The following is a 19370-nucleotide window of genomic DNA, read 5'->3' on the forward strand; positions in this document are numbered from 1 at the left end:
AGCGCCATTCACTGTCCGGAAATATCCCGGGGTGAATTGGGCCCCTGGCCCAAGAGGGGCTGGCCCCTTCTAACGCAGTGACGCCAGCGCCATATCCGCCAGTTGCGCGCTGAGATCCATCACGAAGCTGTCTGGCTCATTGTCTCGTGGACGGTACCAAAACACTGGGGCGTTGATCAGCAGCAGCACCGATTGCAACGCAATGGAGATGTTTTGCTGTCGAAAGCTGCCGTCGTTCATACCGGTTTGCAGCACCTGCCGAAACAAGGCTTCGTAAGATTTGCGTTCCACTTGGATCTGCGCAAACAGCGCCCGTTCATGGGCTGTGGTCGATTTTTGCTGCACCCCGACATAAGATTGAATGATCACCTTGTGATACGGCAAGGTGCGCAGAACCTCAGGGACATGGGTCAGGATCATGCAGCGCAAATTGTCGGCGGGGGACGCGTTTGCCGCGACAACCGGTGGCACTTTCTGCAGCACAAAATCCGCCGCACGCAAACACACTTCGGCCAGCAAAGCGCCTTTGGACGGGAAGTGATGGTAGATGCGCCCTTTGGTGGCGCCGAGGTGGCGGGCAACATCGTCAATCGACGCCGCTTCCGCGCCAAGTGTCATAAACACCTCTGCTGCAGCATCCAGAATTTGCGCCTTTGACGTGCTCAACTTGGGCTCTGGGGGCTTAGACATGACTGCAAGTACCTCATGGTGCACCAACGGTGACGTGACGTCGCGCGAACGCGCTGCGTTGACAGCATACTGAGTAGTATGTTTGCCTGCCGGGTGCAACATCCAGTCCGCAGGATTGGTGTCTTGGGAGGGGCAGATTGCATGGACCTTGAAACATTCCGCAGCGAGACCCGCGCATGGCTTGAAGCCAACTGCCCGGCGGACATGCGCACCCCGATGGGCGAAGACGACATCTGTTGGGGCGGGCGCAAGTTTGTGTTTCGCTCGCCAGCGCAAAAGCAGTGGCTGGAGGTCATGGCCGCCAAGGGGTGGACAGTGCCAGCCTGGCCCAAAGCCTACGGCGGTGGCGGGCTTTCTGGCGATGAACAAAAGGTTTTGACCGAGGAGATGCAGCGCATCAATGCGCGGCCGCCCTTACAGAGCTTCGGCATCTGGATGTTGGGGCCAGCCTTGTTGCAGTTTGGAACTGAAGAACAGAAGCGCCACTTCTTGCCTCAAATTGCGCGCGGCGAAATCCGCTGGTGTCAGGGCTATTCGGAGCCCGGCGCAGGCTCCGATCTGGCGGGGTTGCAGACCAAAGGCGTGGATATGGGTGAGCATTTTGAGGTCACTGGGCAGAAGATTTGGACCTCTTATGCCGACAAGGCGGATTGGATTTTCTGCCTTGTGCGCACGGAGCCGGATGAGAAGAAGCACACCGGCATTTCTTTCCTGTTGTTTGACATGGAAAGCGCAGGCGTTTCGACCAAACCGATCAAGCTGATCTCCGGTGCGTCGCCGTTTTGCGAGACCTTCTTTGATGGCGTGAAAGTGCCCAAAGACCAGATTGTTGGCGCACGTGGGCAGGGCTGGACCATTGCCAAATACCTGCTGACCCATGAGCGCGAAATGATTGGCGCGGCGGACTCGGCGCTCTTTGCCAAGTCGAACCTCGCCGCGGATGCGATGTCTGCGATTGGCTTGGATGACACTGGCCGGTTGGATGATCCCATGCTGCGGGCCGAGTTGGGGCGGTTTTTGGTCGATGAAATCTGCTTTGACGCTCATCTGGATATGACCGGTACCTACATGCGCGCGGGACAGGAATTGGGCGCGCGATCTGCGGAGTTGAAATACCTCGGGACAGAGTTGAATAAGCGCCGCCAAAGCTTGCGTATGGCGGCTGGGGGCAGTGACGATCTGGTTTGGGAAGGCGCGGCCAATGATGCGGGACAGGTGGCCAAAGATTGGCTTCGCTCCAAAGCCAATACCATCGAAGGCGGCACCTCTGAGGTGATGTTGTCGATCCTGTCCAAAGCCGTTTTGAAATTGCCGGGGTAAATGCGCATGGAACTTTTGAGCGAAGACCAGCAGCTGATTGCCGATTCCGCGGCGGGGTTTCTGCGCGATAGGCATGGCATTGCCACGTTCCGCGCGCTGAGAGAGGCTGGCGATGACGCCAATACCGCCCTCACAGCTGAGCTGGCAGAGATGGGTTGGATGGGGATTATGATCCCAGAGGCGCTTGGCGGGCTTGGGCTTGGCTACCGCGCAGCGGGACTGATTGCCGAAGAGCTGGGGCGTAATTTGACGGTCAATCCGTTTGTGTCTTCGGCGGTTTTGGCAGGCACGGCGCTGGCTTCAGCTGGAGGCGAAATGGTCCAAAACTGGGCACCTAAAATTGCCACCGGTGACGCCAAGGTTGCGTTGGCGATGGATGAAGTGGCCAAACATCGTCCGGAACGGATTGCGACGACGGTTTCAGGCGCGTCTGGTGCGTTGAAGCTAAATGGCCGCAAAACCTATGTGGTTGATGGCGGCATTGCAGACCGTTTGATTGTGACCGCCATGCGGGGCGAAGATCTGTGTTTGGTGATGTGCGATCCCATGGCGGATGGCGTCACGCGCGCGCCGCAGGTGATGCTGGACCATCGCAACGCGGCCACCGTGATCTTTGAAGACGTGGCAATTGCTGAGGCGAACATCTTTGCGCAGGGGGCTGCGGCAGAGCAGATTTTGGCGAAGACGCTGGCCGCCGGCCGCGCGATTGCGGCGGCGGAACAGCTAGGGGTGGCCAAAGCGGCGGCAGAGCAGACCTACGACTATCTGCGCACTCGCAAACAGTTTGGGGTTTTGATTGGACAGTTTCAGGCGCTGCAACACCGGGCGGCGGATCTCTATTGTGAGTTGGCGCAGGTGTCCTCGCTGATCGCAGCAGCGCTGAACGCGTTGGATGAAGACGGTGCAGACGTTGAAACCCTGACTCGTGCGGCCAAAGCCAAGATGGCGCGGGTTGGGCGGCAGGCCACAGAAGAAGGCGTGCAGATGCATGGCGGCATTGGCATGACCGATGAAATGGACCTGGGGCTTTTTATGAAACGCGACCGCGCATTGACCGAATTTCTGGGTGATGCGGGGTACCACACCGAGTGGATTTTGCGGCAGCGCGGCATCTGACGCCAATTGAGTTGATTTAGCATACGGTGCCGTATGTTGGCGGGTGTGTGACGTAACGGAGCTTTGATTGAGCGGGAGAATGCAGACTTGACGTAGACGGGTTCGCTCCGAAGACTGAGCAAGGGAAAAGCTGGTCAAAACCGGCGCGGGAGGTGAAATTGGAAGTTGTGCAACTGCTCGTCAGTGGGCTTGCGAATGGCTGTGTTTATGGCTTGATCGCGCTGGGCTTTGTGCTGATTTATAAGGCGACCGAACAGGTGAATTTCGCCCAGGGCGATTTCATGATGCTTGGCGCCTTTATTTGTTTGGGGCTGACAAACGCCCACTATATGGGCCTGCCGTTTTGGGTTGCCGCGCCATTGTCGATCGCCATCATGGCGGTGCTGGGCTATCTGCTCGACTTCTTTGTGCTGCGCCATTTGTTTGGACAAAGCCAGACGGCGGTGGTGATCCTGACCATTGCATTGGGCTTTGTCATTCGCTTCATTGCCGGTGCGATCTGGAGCCATGAGCCACAGACATTGGAAAGCCCGTTGGCGGTTGGTGACTTCAACGTGGGCGGTGTGGTGTTAGGCATGGCTGATATTGCCGTGATTGTCGTTACCGTGCTGCTCACCTACTTTCTGTATCAGTTCTTCCAGCGCACCAAGCTGGGCCTTGCGATGCAGGCCGCCTCCCAGAACCAGATGGCGGCCTACTTCATGGGCATACCGGTGAAGCGGGTACAGGGCATGATCTGGGGGCTGTCCGGCGCCGTTGCCGCGGTTGCGGGCATTCTATTTGCCTCAAAAGGCGCAATTGATCCCAACGCGGGTTTGTTGGGCATCAAGGCATTCGCTGCTGCGGTGATTGGCGGGTTTGGGTCTCTGCCAGGCGCGCTCATGGGTGGGTTGATTGTCGGGGTGATCGAACCCTTTGCGTCCCGCTATTTCCCAGCAGGCTACAGCCAGATCGCGCCCTACACGCTCCTGTTGTTTGTGTTGGTGTTCCGCCCGCACGGCCTGTTTTCACAGGTCCGGATCAAGAAGGTCTGAGCCATGCGGATACATTTCAAAACCTCTTACGACCACGACATCCGGCTTTTCCCTGACTGGTGGAGCTTCTTTGTCTACGCAACGCTTTTTGTGATCGCGGTGGCCCTGCCGTGGCTGATGGATGACTTCTTCCTCGGTGAAGTCACCAACGTGCTGATCTGGGCCATCGCGGGCCTCGGCCTGATGCTGCTGACCGGACAAACCGGGCAAGCCAGCCTTGGCCACGCGGCCTTCCTCGCGCTGGGCTGCTACTCCTGCATCATCTTTATGGAGCAGGGCTGGCCCTTCCTGGTCGCCTTTCCGGCGGCGGGCATCCTGACCGGCGTGGTGGGGACAATCATTGCCATCCCGGCGATCCGCCTGCACGGCATCTACCTCGCCATTGCGACCATTGCGCTGTCCATTTTGGCTGATGACATCATCGTGCTGATGGAGCCGATCACCGATGGGGTGTCGGGCAAGTTTGCCCCGATGATCAATATCTTTGGCATCGAGATCGAGCGCTGGACGACGCCGGATCGGTTCTACTGGCTGGTGTTGGCTGTCACGATCCTCTGCACACTGGCCTATCGCAACCTGCTGCGCTCGCCCTTGGGCCGCGCCATGGCAGCCGTGCGCGACAGTGAAGTTTCCGCCACAGCCATGGGCGTACAAATCGCGCGCACAAAGGCGGCGGCCTTTGGCATTTCCTGCGCAATCACCGGACTTGCTGGCGCGTTGATGGGCTTTTATGCCGGAGCGTTCAACAACGAGACCTTCAGCATTGTGATCTCCATCACGCTTTTGATGATGATCGTGATCGGCGGGCTTGGCTCTATCCACGGGGCCTTCTTTGGCGCGGTGGTCGTGGCCTTCCTGCCGCAGTTCCTGTCGATGACCAAGGACCTGATCGGCGGTGGCTCGGTTGCCATTCCAGGGCTGGAAACCGGTGTGTTTGGCATGATCCTGATCCTCTTCATCCTGTTTGAACCAATGGGCATCTACGGCCGTTGGATGAAAATCCGCATCTGGTTTGAGCTCTTCCCGTTTGCGCGCAAAGACATGTTCAAGCGTCAGAAGAGTTACCTGAAGACGGAGCGTTTGAGATGAGCACTTTGCTGGAAATCAACAACGCGACGCTTAAATTTGGCGGCGTTGTCGCAGTGAACGATCTGACCTTTAGCGTGGATGAAGGCGAGGTCTATGCGATTGTTGGCCCCAACGGTGCGGGCAAATCCACGGTCTTCAACCTGATCTCGCGGTTTTACAATCCCTACGCCGGATCAATCTCCTTTGACGGTCACAACCTCTTGGACCGCAACGCGGATTCGGTGGCTGATCTTGGAATTGCGCGCACATTCCAGAACATCGAGCTGTTTGACCATGCCACGGTGTTGCAAAACCTGCTGGTAGGACGGCACCGGCATCGCAAGACCAATCTGGTGCAGGAGATGCTGTTCACACCCAAGGTGCGGCAGGAAGAGAAGCGTCATCGCGAGGCTGTCGAAGAAGTCATCGATTTCCTCGACCTGCAACCTTATCGCGACAAGATGATCGCCGGGCTGCCCTACGGTGTGCGCAAGGTTGTGGAACTGGGCCGCGCGTTGGCCTCTGGTCCACGGCTCTTGCTGCTGGATGAACCCGCCTCTGGTCTGTCGGTCGAGGAAACCCAAGACATGCGCTGGTGGATTGACGACATCCGTAAACAGATGGGTATCACCGTTTTGATGGTAGAGCACGACATGGGGCTGGTCTCCGGCGTGTCCGACCGTGTGCTGGCCTTGGCCGATGGGGCCAAGCTGGCCGAAGGTACGCCGCAGCAGGTGCAATCTGATCCTGCGGTGATTGAGGCCTATCTGGGCGCGGGGGCAGCGTGATGGGCGAAACAGTGCTTGATATCAAGAACATCGAGAGCTTTTACGGCCCGATCATGGCGATCCGTGGCGTGTCGTTGAAGGTGGGAAAGGGTCAGGTGGTGACCGTGCTGGGCGCCAATGGCGCGGGCAAGTCGACGCTTCTTAAGACCATCTCCGGCATTATGGATCCTGAAAAAGGCCAAGTGGTGTTTGAGGGCCGCGAAATCCAAGGCATGGAGCCGCACAAGGTTGTCGGCCAAGGTATTGTACATGTGCCTGAGGGCCGTGAAGTCTTCCCGCTTTTGACGGTAGATGAAAACCTCTCTCTTGGGGCCTACACGCGTAGCGACAAGGTGGAGATCGAAAAAGATCGGCAGATGGTTTTTGACTACTTTCCCATTCTGGCCGAACGCCGCCATCAAGAGGCGGGGACGCTGTCTGGGGGGCAGCAACAGATGCTCGCCATTGGACGCGGTTTGATGCTGCGGCCCAAGATCATGCTGCTGGATGAGCCATCTTTGGGCCTGTCACCGCTTTTGGTGCAGGAGATTTTTGCCATCCTCAAACGCCTGAACAAAGATGAAGGCGTCACCATGATGCTGGTGGAGCAAAACGCCAAAGTCGCGCTGGAGCTGGCGGATGTGGGCTATGTGATGGAGGTCGGCCGCATTGTGATGGACGACACCGCTGAGCGCCTGATGGAGAGCGAAGACATCAAAGCCTTCTATCTTGGTCATCAAGAAGACGGCGCACGTGGTGAACGGCGCTGGAAACGCAAGAAGACATGGCGCTGAGGGAGGGACAGACATGAACGTTCAAAATACACCCAACGTGCCCGAACAGATCGAAATCAACGGTGTGATTGTGTCGGCCACGCCGGGGCAGAAACCCGCGCTAGTGGATGGCTGCGACACGGTGGTGAGCCTGTTTCAAAAACGCTGTGAACAGCTGCGCGACCGCACCGCCCATCGTGAAAAAGACCTCGGCATCTGGCAGGCCTATTCGTGGACCGACTACTGGAATCATGCCAAGTGGATTGGCCTTGGCCTGCGCGCCTTGGGGCTAGAGCGCGGCGAGGTGGTTTCGATCCTGTCCGAGGATCGCAAGGAATGGCTGTATGCCGACATGGGTATCCAATGCGTCGGCGGGATCGCCTCGGGTGTTTACACCACCGACAGCGCCAGCCAGCTTGAGTACCTTTTACGTGACAGCGGCAGCCGCTTTCTGTTTGTGGAAAATGACGAGCAGCTCGACAAATTTCTGGAGATCGAGGACCAAGCCAGCCATGTGGTGAAGGTCATCATCTTGGACCAAGACGGTCTGCATGATCTGCGCCACGACAAATGTGTGTTTCTGGACGACCTTTATGAAACCGGGCGTGCCTATGAGGCGGAAAACCGCGGGGTCTTTGAAGAAGAAATCAAGAAGGCCAAGCCCGAGGACACGGGCCTGTTAATCTATACTTCTGGCACCACCGGCATGCCCAAAGGTGCGATGCTGTCACAGGAAAACGTGATTGCCGCCTGCGTGTCCGGCGCCCATGCACTGCCGACATTGGACAAGGATGAGCAGCTCTGTTTCTTGCCGCTGTGCCACATTCTGGAGCGCAACGTGAGCGCCTATTTCCCGATTGCGGGCAAATCCACGGTGAATTTTGCCGAAAGCCCAGAGACGGTTTTTGACAACCTGCAGGAAGTCTCGCCAGCGCATTTCACTGCCGTGCCGCGAGTGTGGGAGAAGATCTATTCCCGCGTGCTGGTGCTGGCGCAGGAGGCCACGCCCATTGGGCGGTTGTGTTTCAACATGGCCATCAAAGCGGGATTAAAACGCGCTGGCTATTTGCTAGACCGTAAGCCGGTGCCAAGTGGCGTGCAGCTCAACTACGCGATCTGGGACTTTCTGGTCTTGCGCAATCTGCGGCGGATGTTGGGAATGGACAAAATGCGCCGGGGCGGCACCGGCGCAGCCCCGATCAGCCCGGAGCTGATCCGCTGGTATTGGGCGATTGGCGTGCAGCTTTTGGAAGGTTACGGCATGACCGAAAACGCCGGTCTGGCCTCGATCAATGTACCCGATGACAACAAGCTGGGCAGTGTGGGCAAAGCCGTACCTGGGTTTCAGGTGCGCATTGCCGAGGATGGCGAAATTCAAACCTACGGGCTGAACAACTTCCAAGGTTACTGGCGCAACAACGAGAAAACGGCGGAGACCTTCACCGATGACGGCTGGCTGCGCACGGGGGATGTGGGCAAGCTGGATGAGGACGGCTTTGTCACCATCACCGGGCGTCTCAAGGACATCATTATCACCGCTGGCGGCAAGAATATCACCCCAGCGGAGATCGAAAGCCGTCTGAAGTTTAGCCACTACATCTCCGATGCGGTGGTGATTGGCGACGCGCGCAAATACCTGACCTGCCTGATTATGATCGATCAAGAGAACGTGGAAAAATACGCCCAGGACCGCAAAGTGCCGTTCTCGGATTTTGCCTCGCTCTGTGCCGCCCAAGACGTGGTGGACCTCATCAAGGGTGAGGTGGACGACGTGAACAAAGAGTTCGCCCGCGTGGAACAGATCAAGGATTTCCGGCTGATCAACGTCTTGCTGACGGCGGAGGATGAAGAATTAACCGCAACCATGAAACTCAAGCGCAGCTTTGTGGAGAAGAAACACGCGGGACTCATAGAGGAAATGTACTAACATCTATTTCATGTGGCCCCAGACCACACTTTAAACGGGAGGAAACTATGAAAAAACTGACGACTGTACTGGCAGTTGGCGCGACGGCGCTGGCAAGTCAGGTCGCTGCGGACACGCAAGGCGTGAGCGACGGCGAGGTGGTGATTGGGTCCGTAAACGATCTGTCCGGCATCTTTGCCGCGGTGGGGGTTCCGGCGGTCAACGGCGCCAACATGCGCTTTGATGAGGTGAATGCCGCCGGTGGCGTGCACGGGCGTCAAATCCGGTTTGTTGTGGAGGACAACGGTTACCAGATCCCGCGCGCAATGCAGGGCTACAACAAGCTTCTGAACCGCGACAAAGCCTTTGCCATGCTGCTGTCTCTCGGCACGCCGATGAACGTGGCGGGCTTCAAACTGCTTGATCCGAAGGGTATTCCAAACGTCGGCCCATTGTCGGCGGCGCGGCAGATGTTGCAGGAGCCGATGGACAATAAATTCATTGGCTTCTCAAGCTACTACGATCAGGTGCAAGTGGGCGCGAAATACCTTGCAGAGGAGTTTGACGCCAAAGAGCTCTGCACCATGTATATCCCATCCGACTTTGGCAAAGAGATTGCTGAATCAACTGTGGATGTTGCGGAAAGCATGGGTCTGACCATGGCCAGCGAAACCACACACAAGCCGGACGAGTTGGATTTTGTCGGCTCTCTTGGCAAACACAAAGCCGCCGGGTGTGATGTGATCACCATGGCGCTGGGCGTGCGTCAGGGCATCACGGTTGTTGGCACCGCTAAGAAGCTGGGCTGGACAGACGTGAAATTCCTCAACACCTCCGCAGGCTTCCTGGAGCCGGTGGCGATGGTGCCGGGTGGTGTGACCGATGGTTTGTATGCGGCCTCTGGCTGGCAGGATCTTTACGCACGCGCGGCGGATCCAGTGCCAGGTAAGTTCATTGCCGACTACAAAGCCAAGTTTGATCAGCCCGCGTCCGGTTTCGCCATGCTAGGCTACTCCGCAGCGGACACGCTGGTGCGCGCCTTGGAGGCCGCTGGTCCTGAGCTGACCCACGAAGGTTTCATCGCTGCCATGGAAACGCTGGACTACATGGATGAGTTGACCGGTTCACAGACCACCTATGGCCCGGACGATCACCGTGGTGCGGATGACGTGGTAATTTCCGTGGTGGAAAACGGCGGCTGGAAAACGGTTGCTGTGAAGTAAGGTGATTGTTTGGATGAGACAGAGGCTCCCGGAGATTTTCGGGAGCCTTTTTGTTTCACGGAAAGCAAAGGTCGGCTGCGTGGACTTTGCCGCCTTAGGTTTGTCAGCCATTGGCGTCCGCATTAGCAATACGCCGTTTATGCAGTAATATTACTGCACTTTACATGTAGTACTATTACTGCATATTGAGGGTCATGACAGATGACCAGCTTGACCTAATTTTCAAGGCACTTTCAGACAGCACCCGTCGTCGCATCATCCACCATTTGAGCAAAAGGCCAGCTCAATCATTGTTCGAGGTGTGTGCGGCTTCTGTAGCTGAGGATGGAATTGCATTATCCCGACAAACGGTCTCCCAACATCTCGCTGTCTTAGAGAAGGCGGGATTGATTGAGATCGAGTGGAAGGGGCGCACAAAGGCGCATTCTTTGAGCGTCAGTGAAGACGATATCGCAGCGGCATCATGGCTCACGAAATACAAACCGAAAGGAACCAAGGCATGAAAATCTACGTCACGAGTGTCTTTGTTGATGACCAAGACAAAGCCGAAAAATTCTATACTGAAGTGCTCGACTTCAAGATCAAGCACAACATTCCATTGGGCGCCAATCGTTGGCTGACGGTTGTTTCTGAAGAAGACCCAGAGGGAACAGAGTTGCTGCTTGAACCAAGCGACCACCCAGCGACGATCCCATTTAGGGAGGCCATCGTTGCCGATGGTATCGCCGCTCATTCGTTTCAAGTGCAAGACCTTGATGCTGAATGGAGGAAGCTGACCAGCCGAGGCGTGGAGTTCACCATCGAGCCGATGGACGCTGGAGCTGTTCACATGGCTGTTTTTGATGACACCTGCGGCAACCTGATCCAGTTGATCCAGATGAAAGACGCATAAACGGTCACAAAAATTCTCCAGACGGTGCGCAAGCTGCCGTTCGGCCAATCCGCAGAAATTTGGAGGAAGGGCTCATAGCCGACTTTCCCAACAACGCCTTTCTTCTCGCCCAGAAAAATTCCCCGCAGCCGATGGTCTGGTCTGCGGGGAAGGCGGGAGTGAACTTGTTCTTGCACAGTCCCCATAAAGACCGCGCGCCTGTCCCTAAAAAGTCCGCGGCCCTTCCGTGAGTGGATGTGCCCGCGCCGCACAGGCTGGAAGGAGGATTCAACCTGGGCGCTCTGGCGACCACCTAACCCAGACATACCTTATTTTGCGGCATTTGGCTACATATTGTGTCGATTTTGTAATGGCTGTGTAAATACAGCGGGCTACTGCCAGGTCACGTCGCCCAGAAAGATATAGCCCGCGCCGTAGATGGTTTTGATAAGACGTGGGTTTTTGGGGTCTTCCTTGAGCTTGGTGCGCAGACGTGAAATCCGTACATCCATGGCTCGATCAAAGCTCTCACCAGCGGCCCCGCCTAAGGATTCCTGCATCTGCGCTCGGCTGATCAAGCGTTTGGGGCTGTCGAGAAAAAGACGCAGCACTTCGCCTTCCGCATGGCTGAAGGTGGTTTCGGCACCGGTGTCATCGACCAGCACATAGCGGTCAAAATAAGCGGTCCAGCCGTTGAAGACAGCGGTGTTGGCTGCGACCGGCGCGGCGGGTTTCTCTTTGCGCAGTCGTGCACGCACCCGCGCTACCACCTCAGTGGGGTCAAACGGTTTGATGATGTAGTCATCCGCGCCGAGCTCCAGCCCGGTGATCCGGTCCTGGACTTGCGCCCGGCCAGAGATGATGATCACCGCCGCGCCCAGTTCCAGCGCCAGCCGGTGCACCAGCGACAGCCCGTCTTTATCCGGCAGGCCGAGGTCTACCAGACAGACATCCGGGGTGGTCGATTTGAGGGCGGCTTCAAACTCGGTGGCGCGGGAAAACGCCATGGTGCGAAAGCCCGCGTCTTCCAACGCGTCCGCCAAAATCATGCGGATTTCCGGTTCATCGTCCAGGATGGTGACAAGCGGGGCGGTCATGGCGGGGCTCACTTCGGATGTAAGAATTGGTCAAGCTGCGCGGCGGTAAAGGGCTTAGGCAATACCGGCGCGCGTGCGGCGCCTTCGATATAGAGGTCGTGGCTCTGGGGCAAGCTGGTCATCAGATAGGTTGGCACACGGTCGCGCCCCAGCTCACGGATCAGATCCACGCCAGTGGCATCGCCTTCCAGAGAGATATCGGACAGCACCAGCGTGATGTCCGGCAGCTGATCAAGTAACACGCGGGCCTCGTCCACGCTGGCGGCCTCGATCACCGTGTGCTTCATGTCAGTCAGCATATCACGGATCAGCCCGCGCAAATCAGGGTTGTCCTCGACCAGCAACGCCAGGCCCGGTGTGGAATCCTGCACTGCCCGGCGCAGCGGCAGGCGCAGCACCACCTGACCTCCGGTTTCGGTGTTGGCCACTTTGATGTCGCCGCCCACCAGCTTGGTCATGTCGTAGACCATCGCCAGTCCAAGACCGGAGCCATCCGCACCTTTGGTGGTAAAGAACGGATCCAGCGCATGTTCCAGCGCGGTGTCGGAGAACCCCGGCCCGGTATCACGCACGGTGAACTGCACCCAGGTGTTCTGCATCAGCTCGGCGATCAACAAGATAGTGCCACCCTGGCCACAGGCATGGGCCGCGTTCAACAACAGGTTCACCAGCGAGTCGTGTAACATCGCCGGGTCCAGCAACACCGCGCCTTCGGGAATACTGTTTTCTATGATCAGTGCGACCTCTTCCCCAACTGTCGGCTGTGCAAGCGTTTCCAATTCGGACAGGAAGGCGGTCATGTCGGTTGGGGCCAGCTTAGGCACCCGGGGGCCGGTCACATTGGCGAGGTTGTCCAGCAGGGTGCCTCCTCGTCGCGCCGCGCCCAAGGTGGCTTCGATCAGGGAGCTGGCGTCTTCTGGCAGGTCCATTTTCTGCAGCCGGCTTTGTGTGCCTAAGATGATCGTCAGCAGGTTGGAAAAATCATGTGCCAGACCGCTGGTCATTTGTGCCGCAATCTCGCGCCGGCGGGTTTGCTGTAAGGCGACGCGGGCCTGGGTTTCTTCGGTCACGTCCATCGACAACACGTAAACGCCTCGTGCGGCGCCTTCGTTGTCATCTGGTGTAAACGCCGCGCGAATGCGCCGTGTGCTGGGGTGTTCGTTGAACTCAAACACCGACGGTTCCCCTCTGAACGCCTTGTCCATATGCGGCTTGATGTGACTGTAGGCGTTTTCGCCCAAGGCTTCGCTGGCGTGCATACCCACAATGTCAGATGGACGCCCAGGGATCACCGCGCTTAGACGGCGGTTGGAGTAAGTATAAAGCCGGTCCGGCCCAACGTGGGCGATATGTGCTGGCATCATCTCCGCCGTCAAACGCATCCGCGCCTCGCTGTCCATCAGCTGGCGCTTCACCTCCTCTAGAGTCTGCACCGTGGCTTCCAACTCGCGGTTGGTGGCGGAGAGCTCCTCGGCATATTGCAACAATTGGTCCGAAAGCTCTTCTGACCGAGACCGCAGCAAGGCCTCCTGTCGTTTGGTGGAGGTGATATCCGTATAGACCGCCACCCATCCGCCTTCTGGCAGGGGCGACCCTTCCACAGACACCCATCGGCCGTCTGCCCGTTTGCGCTCAAAGTAGTGCGCTTCAAAATTTAGGGCACGGTCGACGCGTTCTTTGATGAAGGCTTCTTTGTCTTCATCGCGAATATCGCCATATTCGCCGTTCTCGATGAGAAAACGGATGGTTTCTGAGAACGGAGCGCCCGGTTGGCTCAGCACGCGCGGGATGGAAAACATCTCGCGAAAGCGGGCATTGGCCACCACCAGTTTCAGATCGCTGTCGTAAATCGACATCGCCTGTTTGATCAGGTTCAGACCGGCAACGGTCATGGCCTGGGTGGCTGCGGCTCGCTCCATCTTGGCTCTCCTTCTACACTATCGCTAACACCCAATTTGGGGGTGCGGAAAGGGCGAAATGCAGCTTGTTACAATTCGTAAGGATTGGGAAAACTTTAAGAAAAAGTTGACCAACAAGGTGAAACACGCACCACTAGAGGTGGAGAATCGCTTGCGCGATTTTGGCCCGTTTCGGCGGGCTTAAGGGAGGAAGAGAATTTGGCACAGTCGTCACAGGCGACCGGGGGACTTGCGTCCATTCCGGCGCTGTTGCAGCGGAACGCCGCCCAGTTTGCAGACAAAGATGCATACCGGGAGAAAGAGTTCGGGATCTGGCAGACCTGGACTTGGGCAATGACCGAGAAAGAGATCGAAGCGCTGGCGCTTGGTCTGATCAATCTGGGTGTAAAAGAAGGTGACTTTGTCGCCATTATCGGGCGCAACCGCCCGTATTTCTATTGGTCGATGGTTGCCGCCCAATCCGTGGGTGCGGTGCCGGTGCCGGTCTATAACGACAGTGCTGCTGAAGAGATGGAATACATCCTGGGTCACTGTGGCGCGAAATACGCCATTGTTGAGGATCAGGAGCAGGTCGATAAGATCATCGAGATCCAGGACAAGCTGCACACCTTTGAGCACATGGTCTACATCGACCCACGCGGGTTGCGGAAGTATGACCACCGCCAGCTGCATGAGTTCAGCCACATTCAGGCCCAAGGCCGTGCCGCCCATGACGAGCTGATTGGTGAACTGAAATCCCGCCGTGAGAAGCTGGACTATGACAGCACCTGCGTCATGCTCTACACCTCCGGTACCACCGGCAAACCCAAAGGTGTGGTGCTCTCCAATCGCAATGTGATCGAAAGCGCCAAGAACTCTTCCGAGTTCGACAGCCTGACAGGGGACGAAGAAATTCTGTCTTACCTGCCGATGGCTTGGGTTGGCGATTTTATCTTTTCTGTGGGTCAAGCCTACTGGTGTGGGTTCTGCGTGAACTGCCCGGAATCGGCCGAAACCATGATGACCGATCTGCGCGAAATTGGTCCAACCTACTACTTCGCGCCACCACGGATTTTTGAAACCTCGCTGACCAATGTGATGATCCGCATGGAAGACAGCGGTGATCTGAAATACGCGCTGTTCCATCACTTCATGGACTTCGCGAAAACCACCGGCGAAAAATACGGCATGCCCAAGCGCAGCTTGGCCAAGCCAGACATGAAGCGCCGCGTTAAAAATGCCTTCCGCTATGCAATGGGTGTTGGTTTTGCGATGGAAACATTGCTGGAGAATGGCGTGCGCATGGCCTTCACCAAGCTGCGATACGGCAGCAAGGCACGTGAACATTTTAAAGCCAAAGATCCAATCCTGCTGAACCTCTATCGCGGCAACCTGCGCGACTACTTCAAGTATCGCATGGGCAACGTGCTGGTGTACGGTCCGTTAAAAGACACGCTTGGTTTTGGCAGAGTGCGTGTGGGCTACACCGCTGGTGAAGCGATTGGCCCGGAAATCTTTGAATTCTATCGTTCTTTGGGCATCAACCTGAAGCAGCTCTACGGTCAGACCGAAGCCACCGTCTTCATCACGGCGCAGCCGGATGGCGAAGTGCGCGCGGACACCGTGGGTGTGCCAAGTCCCGACGTGGAAATCAAAATTGCCGACAATGGTGAGATCTTCTACCGCAGCCCGGGCACCTTTGTGGAATATTACAACAACCCGGAAAGCACGGCCTCGACCAAAGATGCGGAAGGCTGGGTGGCCACCGGTGACGCGGGCTTCTTTGAGGAGAAAAGCGGCCACCTGCGCATCATCGACCGTGCCAAAGATGTTGGTAAAATGGCCGATGGCTCCATGTTTGCGCCGAAGTATGTTGAGAACAAGCTGAAGTTCTATCCGGACATCTTGGAAGCTGTGCTGTTTGGCAATGGCAAGGACCGCTGTGTCGCCTTTATCAACATCGACCTGACGGCGGTGGGCAACTGGGCGGAACGCAACAACATCGCCTATGCCTCCTATCAGGAACTGGCTGGACACCCGAAGGTGCTCGACAGCATTCAAGGGCACGTGGAGGCGGTCAACCGGTCCGTTGCAGACGACCCGATGTTGGCAGGCTGTCAGATCCACCGTTTCCTGGTTCTGCACAAAGAGCTGGATGCGGATGATGGCGAAATGACCCGGACCCGCAAGGTGCGCCGTGTGATTGTGGCGGACAAGTTCAAGGACTTGGTGGATGGGCTTTATGATGGCTCCACCAGCGTCTCCACCAACACCGAAGTGACCTATGAGGACGGCCGCAAAGGCTCGATCAGTGCAACGCTTGAGCTGCGCGACGCCACAGTTGCGCCAACGGCCAGCAAGATAGCAGCGGAATGAATGACATGAGCAACGACAGCTACGTCACAGAAGACGGCCGCACCATTGGCCCCACTGTGATGGAAATGAAAAACATCACGCTGCGGTTCGGCGGCGTGAAAGCGATCACCGACATCAGCTTTGACATCCGCGAAGGCGAGATCCGCGCGATCATTGGCCCCAACGGCGCCGGTAAGTCTTCGATGCTGAACGTGATCTCCGGCTTCTACGTGCCGCAAGAAGGTGAAGTTTGGTACAAAGGCGCCAAGCGTCCGCCGATGAAGCCGTATCAGGTGGCGGAACAGGGCATCGCCCGGACCTTCCAGAACATCGCGCTGTTTGAAGGCATGACTGTTTTGGACAACGTCATGACCGGCCGCTTGCGCCAGATGAAAGCCAACATGTTTGAGCAAGCCATCTGGAAAGGCAAAGCGGAACGCGAAGAGGTTGAGAACCGCGAGAAAGTTGAGAGAATCATCGACTTCCTCGAGATCCAAGCGATCCGCAAAACCCCGGTTGGCCGTCTGCCATATGGCTTGAAGAAACGCGTGGAACTTGCGCGCGCCTTGGCGGCGGAGCCTTCCATTTTGCTGCTGGATGAACCCATGGCGGGCATGAACGTTGAGGAAAAAGAGGACATGTCCCGCTTTATCCTCGACATGAACGACGAGTTTGGCACCACCATCGCGCTGATTGAGCACGACATGGGGGTGGTGATGGACCTCTCTGATCGGGTTGTGGTGATGGACTACGGCAAAAAGATCGGCGACGGCACCCCAGACGAAGTGCGCAACAACCAAGACGTCATCGACGCCTATCTGGGGGTGGCACATGACTAAGCCCCTCTTTGATCTGAAAGCTAAAATCGGAGGCGTGAGCGATGCCTGAACAACTCGTATTTGCGATGGAGGTCTTCACCAACGGCCTCATGTCCGGGGTGCTTTATGCGCTCGTGGCGCTGGGCTTCGTGCTGATCTACAAAGCCTCTGGCATCTTCAACTTTGCCCAGGGTGTAATGGCGCTGTTTGCCGCGATGACCCTTGTGGGCATTCAGAACGGCCAGGTGCCGTTTGCCCACCTGATCAACGCGATCTTTGGCACTCATGTGCACACCTTCGGGTGGAACATTTCCTCGGCCTTTGCGTTGATCCTCACCGTGGGTGTGATGATCCTGCTGGCCTGGGCGGTGCAACGCTTTGTGTTCCGCCATCTGGTGGGCCAAGAGCCAATCATTCTCTTCATGGCCACCATTGGTCTGGCGTATTTCCTCGAAGGGTTTGCTGACCTTATGTGGAACTCGGAGATCAAAACGCTGACCTTCTGCCTGCCGGGCGAGCTGTGCCTGCCACAGGGCATGAACCTGGCGATTGATGATGCGGCTTATAACGCCTGGGGCGTGGGCTTCTTCATCGACAACCTCGACATCACCGCAACCTTGGTTGCTATTGTGCTGGTGATCGCGCTGGTGGCGTTCAGCCAATACACCAAACAAGGTCGCGCCATGCGCGCTGTGGCGGATGATCACCAAGCGGCGCTGTCTGTGGGCATCTCCCTGAACTTCATCTGGGTTCTGGTCTGGTCTCTGGCAGGTTTTGTGGCGCTGGTCGCAGGCATCATGTGGGGCGCCAAGTCGGGTGTGCAGTTCTCGCTGTCCCTGATCGCGCTGAAAGCCCTGCCGGTTCTTATGCTGGGTGGCTTTACCTCGATCCCGGGCGCCATTGTGGGTGGTCTGATCATCGGTGTGGGTGAGAAGATGTTCGAATATTGCTTTGGCATCGGTCAGTGTTTTGGCGGCGTGATCAACCTTGGTGGCGCAACCGAGAACTGGTTTGCCTATGTGCTTGCCCTCGTCTTCCTCGTCTTCCGGCCCCAAGGCCTGTTTGGCGAAAAGATCATCGAGCGGGTCTGATCACATGTCCAAGCTGATTGCTCTCTTAAACGTCATCGCCTGGTCCGGCTTCTGGGTCTTCGGATATCTCGCCTTCACCGGTGATGTGTCTCGCCCGGAAGAGTTGACCACGGCCGCCCTGGTGGCAGCGTTTGGTGGTCTGTTTGGCACCTGGACTTTCTTCCGGCTGGTCCGCGATGCGGAAACCTCCGGCTATGCAAAACCTCGGAACCGGGCGGACCGGTCCCACCTTGAAAAAGAATACAACGAGGAGACCGCCTGATGTTCTATCGTGAAGCTGGCGATTTCAAAAAGACTTACTCGGCGGACAACCAGACGTTCCCGATCAAGATCGACCGGGTGGGATACTACCTTGCACTGGTTGTGGCCTTTCTGGTGATCCCTTTTGTGATCAACGATTACTGGGCCAATGCCATTCTGCTGCCATTCCTGATCTACTCGATTGCGGCCATCGGCCTGAACATTCTTGTGGGCTATTGTGGTCAGGTGTCGCTCGGCACCGGCGGGTTTATGGCTGTGGGCGCCTATGCGTGCTACAAGCTGATGACCTCTTTCCCAGAAGTGAACATCTTCTTCCACGTGATCCTGTCTGGCGGCATCACAGGGCTGGTTTGCGTACTCTTTGGCCTGCCGAGCTTGCGCATCAAAGGCTTCTACCTCGCGGTGGCAACACTGGCGGCGCAATTCTTCCTGGTGTGGCTCTTCAACCGGGTGCCGTGGTTCTACAACTACTCCGCCTCCGGTCAGATCAACGCGCCAGAGCGCATGGTTTTTGGCATTCCGGTCACCGGTCCAAACACTGAATCCTGGGCAACATACCTGTTCTGCCTTGTGTTCCTTGTGCTCAGCGCTCTCATCGCACGCAACCTGACACGCGGCATGGCGGGTCGGAAATGGATGGCCATTCGCGACATGGACATCGCCGCCGAAATCATTGGTGTGAACCCGCTGAAAGCCAAAATCTCCGCCTTTGCGGTATCGGGCTTTTTTGTTGGCATCTCCGGCGCGCTGTTCTTTGCGCTCTATCTTGGCGCGGTAGAAGTTGGCGAGGCCTTTGGTATCACCAAATCATTCCTCGTGCTCTTCATGATCATCATTGGTGGTCTGGGCTCCATCTTCGGTTCTTTTGCAGGCGCAGCCTTCCTGGTGCTGTTGCCGGTGGTGCTGAAAGTGGTCGGCGTGGACATGCTGGGCTGGCCTACTGACATCGTGGCACATTTGCAGCTTGTGATTGTTGGCGGCCTGATCATCATGTTCCTTATTCTGGAACCACATGGCCTTGCCCAACTGTGGCGCGTGGCGAAACAGAAACTGCGGTTGTGGCCCTTCCCGCACTAAGGCGG

18 protein-coding genes are annotated in these 19370 nt (G+C 57.1%); 15 read left to right on the top strand and 3 right to left on the bottom strand.

Going from position 1 to position 19370, the window contains the following annotated elements; translation table 11 throughout:
• Positions 1 to 69: 69 nt before the first annotated feature.
• Positions 70 to 690: a TetR/AcrR family transcriptional regulator gene (locus JXR15_RS05345; protein WP_422052185.1), complete on the bottom strand. Its 621-nt coding sequence runs from the start codon at positions 688 to 690 to the stop codon at positions 70 to 72.
• 141 nt (positions 691 to 831) lie between these two features.
• Between JXR15_RS05345 and JXR15_RS05350 the strand changes: the two genes are divergently transcribed.
• The 10 genes from JXR15_RS05350 to JXR15_RS05395 all read left to right on the top strand — a co-directional run bounded on the left by JXR15_RS05350 (position 832) and on the right by JXR15_RS05395 (position 10789).
• Positions 832 to 2010 (top strand): acyl-CoA dehydrogenase family protein, encoded by a 1179-nt coding sequence (locus JXR15_RS05350; RefSeq protein ID WP_422052186.1) that lies wholly within the window; start codon positions 832 to 834, stop codon positions 2008 to 2010.
• Positions 2011 to 2016: 6 nt separating this feature from the next.
• Entirely contained in the window at positions 2017 to 3126 is a 1110-nt protein-coding gene (locus tag JXR15_RS05355) for an acyl-CoA dehydrogenase family protein (RefSeq protein ID WP_422052187.1), read from the top strand.
• Between the two features lie 158 nt (positions 3127 to 3284).
• Complete coding sequence (locus JXR15_RS05360; protein WP_422052188.1) at positions 3285 to 4160, top strand: branched-chain amino acid ABC transporter permease; 876 nt, start codon at positions 3285 to 3287, stop codon at positions 4158 to 4160.
• 3 nt (positions 4161 to 4163) lie between these two features.
• Positions 4164 to 5249: a branched-chain amino acid ABC transporter permease gene (locus JXR15_RS05365; protein ID WP_422052189.1), complete on the top strand. Its 1086-nt coding sequence runs from the start codon at positions 4164 to 4166 to the stop codon at positions 5247 to 5249.
• Positions 5246 to 6016, top strand: coding sequence for an ABC transporter ATP-binding protein (locus tag JXR15_RS05370; RefSeq protein ID WP_422052190.1), 771 nt, complete (start codon positions 5246 to 5248; stop codon positions 6014 to 6016). Before JXR15_RS05365 ends, JXR15_RS05370 begins: the two co-directional genes overlap by 4 nt.
• A complete protein-coding gene (locus JXR15_RS05375) occupies positions 6016 to 6789 on the top strand; it encodes an ABC transporter ATP-binding protein (protein WP_422052191.1) in 774 nt (257 codons plus the stop codon). Before JXR15_RS05370 ends, JXR15_RS05375 begins: the two co-directional genes overlap by 1 nt.
• Positions 6790 to 6802: 13 nt before the next feature.
• Entirely contained in the window at positions 6803 to 8695 is a 1893-nt protein-coding gene (locus JXR15_RS05380) for an AMP-dependent synthetase/ligase (RefSeq protein WP_422052192.1), read from the top strand.
• Between the two features lie 47 nt (positions 8696 to 8742).
• Positions 8743 to 9897 (top strand): ABC transporter substrate-binding protein, encoded by a 1155-nt coding sequence (locus tag JXR15_RS05385; RefSeq protein ID WP_422052193.1) that lies wholly within the window; start codon positions 8743 to 8745, stop codon positions 9895 to 9897.
• A 194-nt stretch (positions 9898 to 10091) separates the two neighbouring features.
• Complete coding sequence (locus JXR15_RS05390) at positions 10092 to 10400, top strand: ArsR/SmtB family transcription factor (RefSeq protein ID WP_422052194.1); 309 nt, start codon at positions 10092 to 10094, stop codon at positions 10398 to 10400.
• Entirely contained in the window at positions 10397 to 10789 is a 393-nt protein-coding gene (locus JXR15_RS05395; RefSeq protein WP_422052195.1) for a VOC family protein, read from the top strand. The genes JXR15_RS05390 and JXR15_RS05395 overlap by 4 nt, the downstream gene beginning before the upstream one ends.
• A 371-nt stretch (positions 10790 to 11160) precedes the next feature.
• Here JXR15_RS05395 and JXR15_RS05400 read toward each other — a convergent pair whose 3' ends face one another.
• Positions 11161 to 11865, bottom strand: coding sequence for a response regulator transcription factor (locus JXR15_RS05400; RefSeq protein WP_422052196.1), 705 nt, complete (start codon positions 11863 to 11865; stop codon positions 11161 to 11163).
• 8 nt (positions 11866 to 11873) lie between these two features.
• Positions 11874 to 13784: a PAS-domain containing protein gene (locus JXR15_RS05405; protein ID WP_422052197.1), complete on the bottom strand. Its 1911-nt coding sequence runs from the start codon at positions 13782 to 13784 to the stop codon at positions 11874 to 11876.
• Between the two features lie 198 nt (positions 13785 to 13982).
• On the opposite strand from JXR15_RS05405, the gene JXR15_RS05410 reads away from it, so the two are divergent.
• From JXR15_RS05410 to JXR15_RS05430, 5 genes are read left to right on the top strand one after another with little or no spacing between them, the layout of a single operon-like run.
• Positions 13983 to 16139: an AMP-binding protein gene (locus JXR15_RS05410; RefSeq protein ID WP_422052198.1), complete on the top strand. Its 2157-nt coding sequence runs from the start codon at positions 13983 to 13985 to the stop codon at positions 16137 to 16139.
• Entirely contained in the window at positions 16136 to 16957 is an 822-nt protein-coding gene (locus JXR15_RS05415; protein ID WP_299421153.1) for an ABC transporter ATP-binding protein, read from the top strand. The genes JXR15_RS05410 and JXR15_RS05415 overlap by 4 nt, the downstream gene beginning before the upstream one ends.
• A 41-nt stretch (positions 16958 to 16998) precedes the next feature.
• On the top strand, positions 16999 to 18027 hold the full coding sequence (locus tag JXR15_RS05420) for a branched-chain amino acid ABC transporter permease (protein WP_299421150.1): 1029 nt from the start codon (positions 16999 to 17001) through the stop codon (positions 18025 to 18027).
• A gap of 4 nt (positions 18028 to 18031) precedes the next feature.
• Entirely contained in the window at positions 18032 to 18289 is a 258-nt protein-coding gene (locus tag JXR15_RS05425; RefSeq protein WP_422052199.1) for a hypothetical protein, read from the top strand.
• Positions 18289 to 19365, top strand: a complete 1077-nt coding sequence (locus JXR15_RS05430; protein ID WP_299421145.1) for a branched-chain amino acid ABC transporter permease — start codon at positions 18289 to 18291, stop codon at positions 19363 to 19365. Before JXR15_RS05425 ends, JXR15_RS05430 begins: the two co-directional genes overlap by 1 nt.
• Positions 19366 to 19370: the final 5 nt, after the last annotated feature.

It is taken from the genome of Shimia sp., assembly GCF_049116215.1.
Taxonomy (GTDB): Bacteria; Pseudomonadota; Alphaproteobacteria; order Rhodobacterales; family Rhodobacteraceae; genus Shimia.

Coding starts and splice junctions, on each gene's coding strand:
- JXR15_RS05345 (WP_422052185.1), bottom strand. CDS start 690: ATGTCTAAGCCCCCAGAGCCCAAGTTGAGCACGTCAAAGGCGCAAATT.
- JXR15_RS05350 (WP_422052186.1), top strand. CDS start 832: ATGGACCTTGAAACATTCCGCAGCGAGACCCGCGCATGGCTTGAAGCC.
- JXR15_RS05355 (WP_422052187.1), top strand. CDS start 2,017: ATGGAACTTTTGAGCGAAGACCAGCAGCTGATTGCCGATTCCGCGGCG.
- JXR15_RS05365 (WP_422052189.1), top strand. CDS start 4,164: ATGCGGATACATTTCAAAACCTCTTACGACCACGACATCCGGCTTTTC.
- JXR15_RS05370 (WP_422052190.1), top strand. CDS start 5,246: ATGAGCACTTTGCTGGAAATCAACAACGCGACGCTTAAATTTGGCGGC.
- JXR15_RS05375 (WP_422052191.1), top strand. CDS start 6,016: ATGGGCGAAACAGTGCTTGATATCAAGAACATCGAGAGCTTTTACGGC.
- JXR15_RS05380 (WP_422052192.1), top strand. CDS start 6,803: ATGAACGTTCAAAATACACCCAACGTGCCCGAACAGATCGAAATCAAC.
- JXR15_RS05385 (WP_422052193.1), top strand. CDS start 8,743: ATGAAAAAACTGACGACTGTACTGGCAGTTGGCGCGACGGCGCTGGCA.
- JXR15_RS05390 (WP_422052194.1), top strand. CDS start 10,092: ATGACAGATGACCAGCTTGACCTAATTTTCAAGGCACTTTCAGACAGC.
- JXR15_RS05395 (WP_422052195.1), top strand. CDS start 10,397: ATGAAAATCTACGTCACGAGTGTCTTTGTTGATGACCAAGACAAAGCC.
- JXR15_RS05400 (WP_422052196.1), bottom strand. CDS start 11,865: ATGACCGCCCCGCTTGTCACCATCCTGGACGATGAACCGGAAATCCGC.
- JXR15_RS05405 (WP_422052197.1), bottom strand. CDS start 13,784: ATGGAGCGAGCCGCAGCCACCCAGGCCATGACCGTTGCCGGTCTGAAC.
- JXR15_RS05415 (WP_299421153.1), top strand. CDS start 16,136: ATGAATGACATGAGCAACGACAGCTACGTCACAGAAGACGGCCGCACC.
- JXR15_RS05420 (WP_299421150.1), top strand. CDS start 16,999: ATGCCTGAACAACTCGTATTTGCGATGGAGGTCTTCACCAACGGCCTC.
- JXR15_RS05425 (WP_422052199.1), top strand. CDS start 18,032: ATGTCCAAGCTGATTGCTCTCTTAAACGTCATCGCCTGGTCCGGCTTC.
- JXR15_RS05430 (WP_299421145.1), top strand. CDS start 18,289: ATGTTCTATCGTGAAGCTGGCGATTTCAAAAAGACTTACTCGGCGGAC.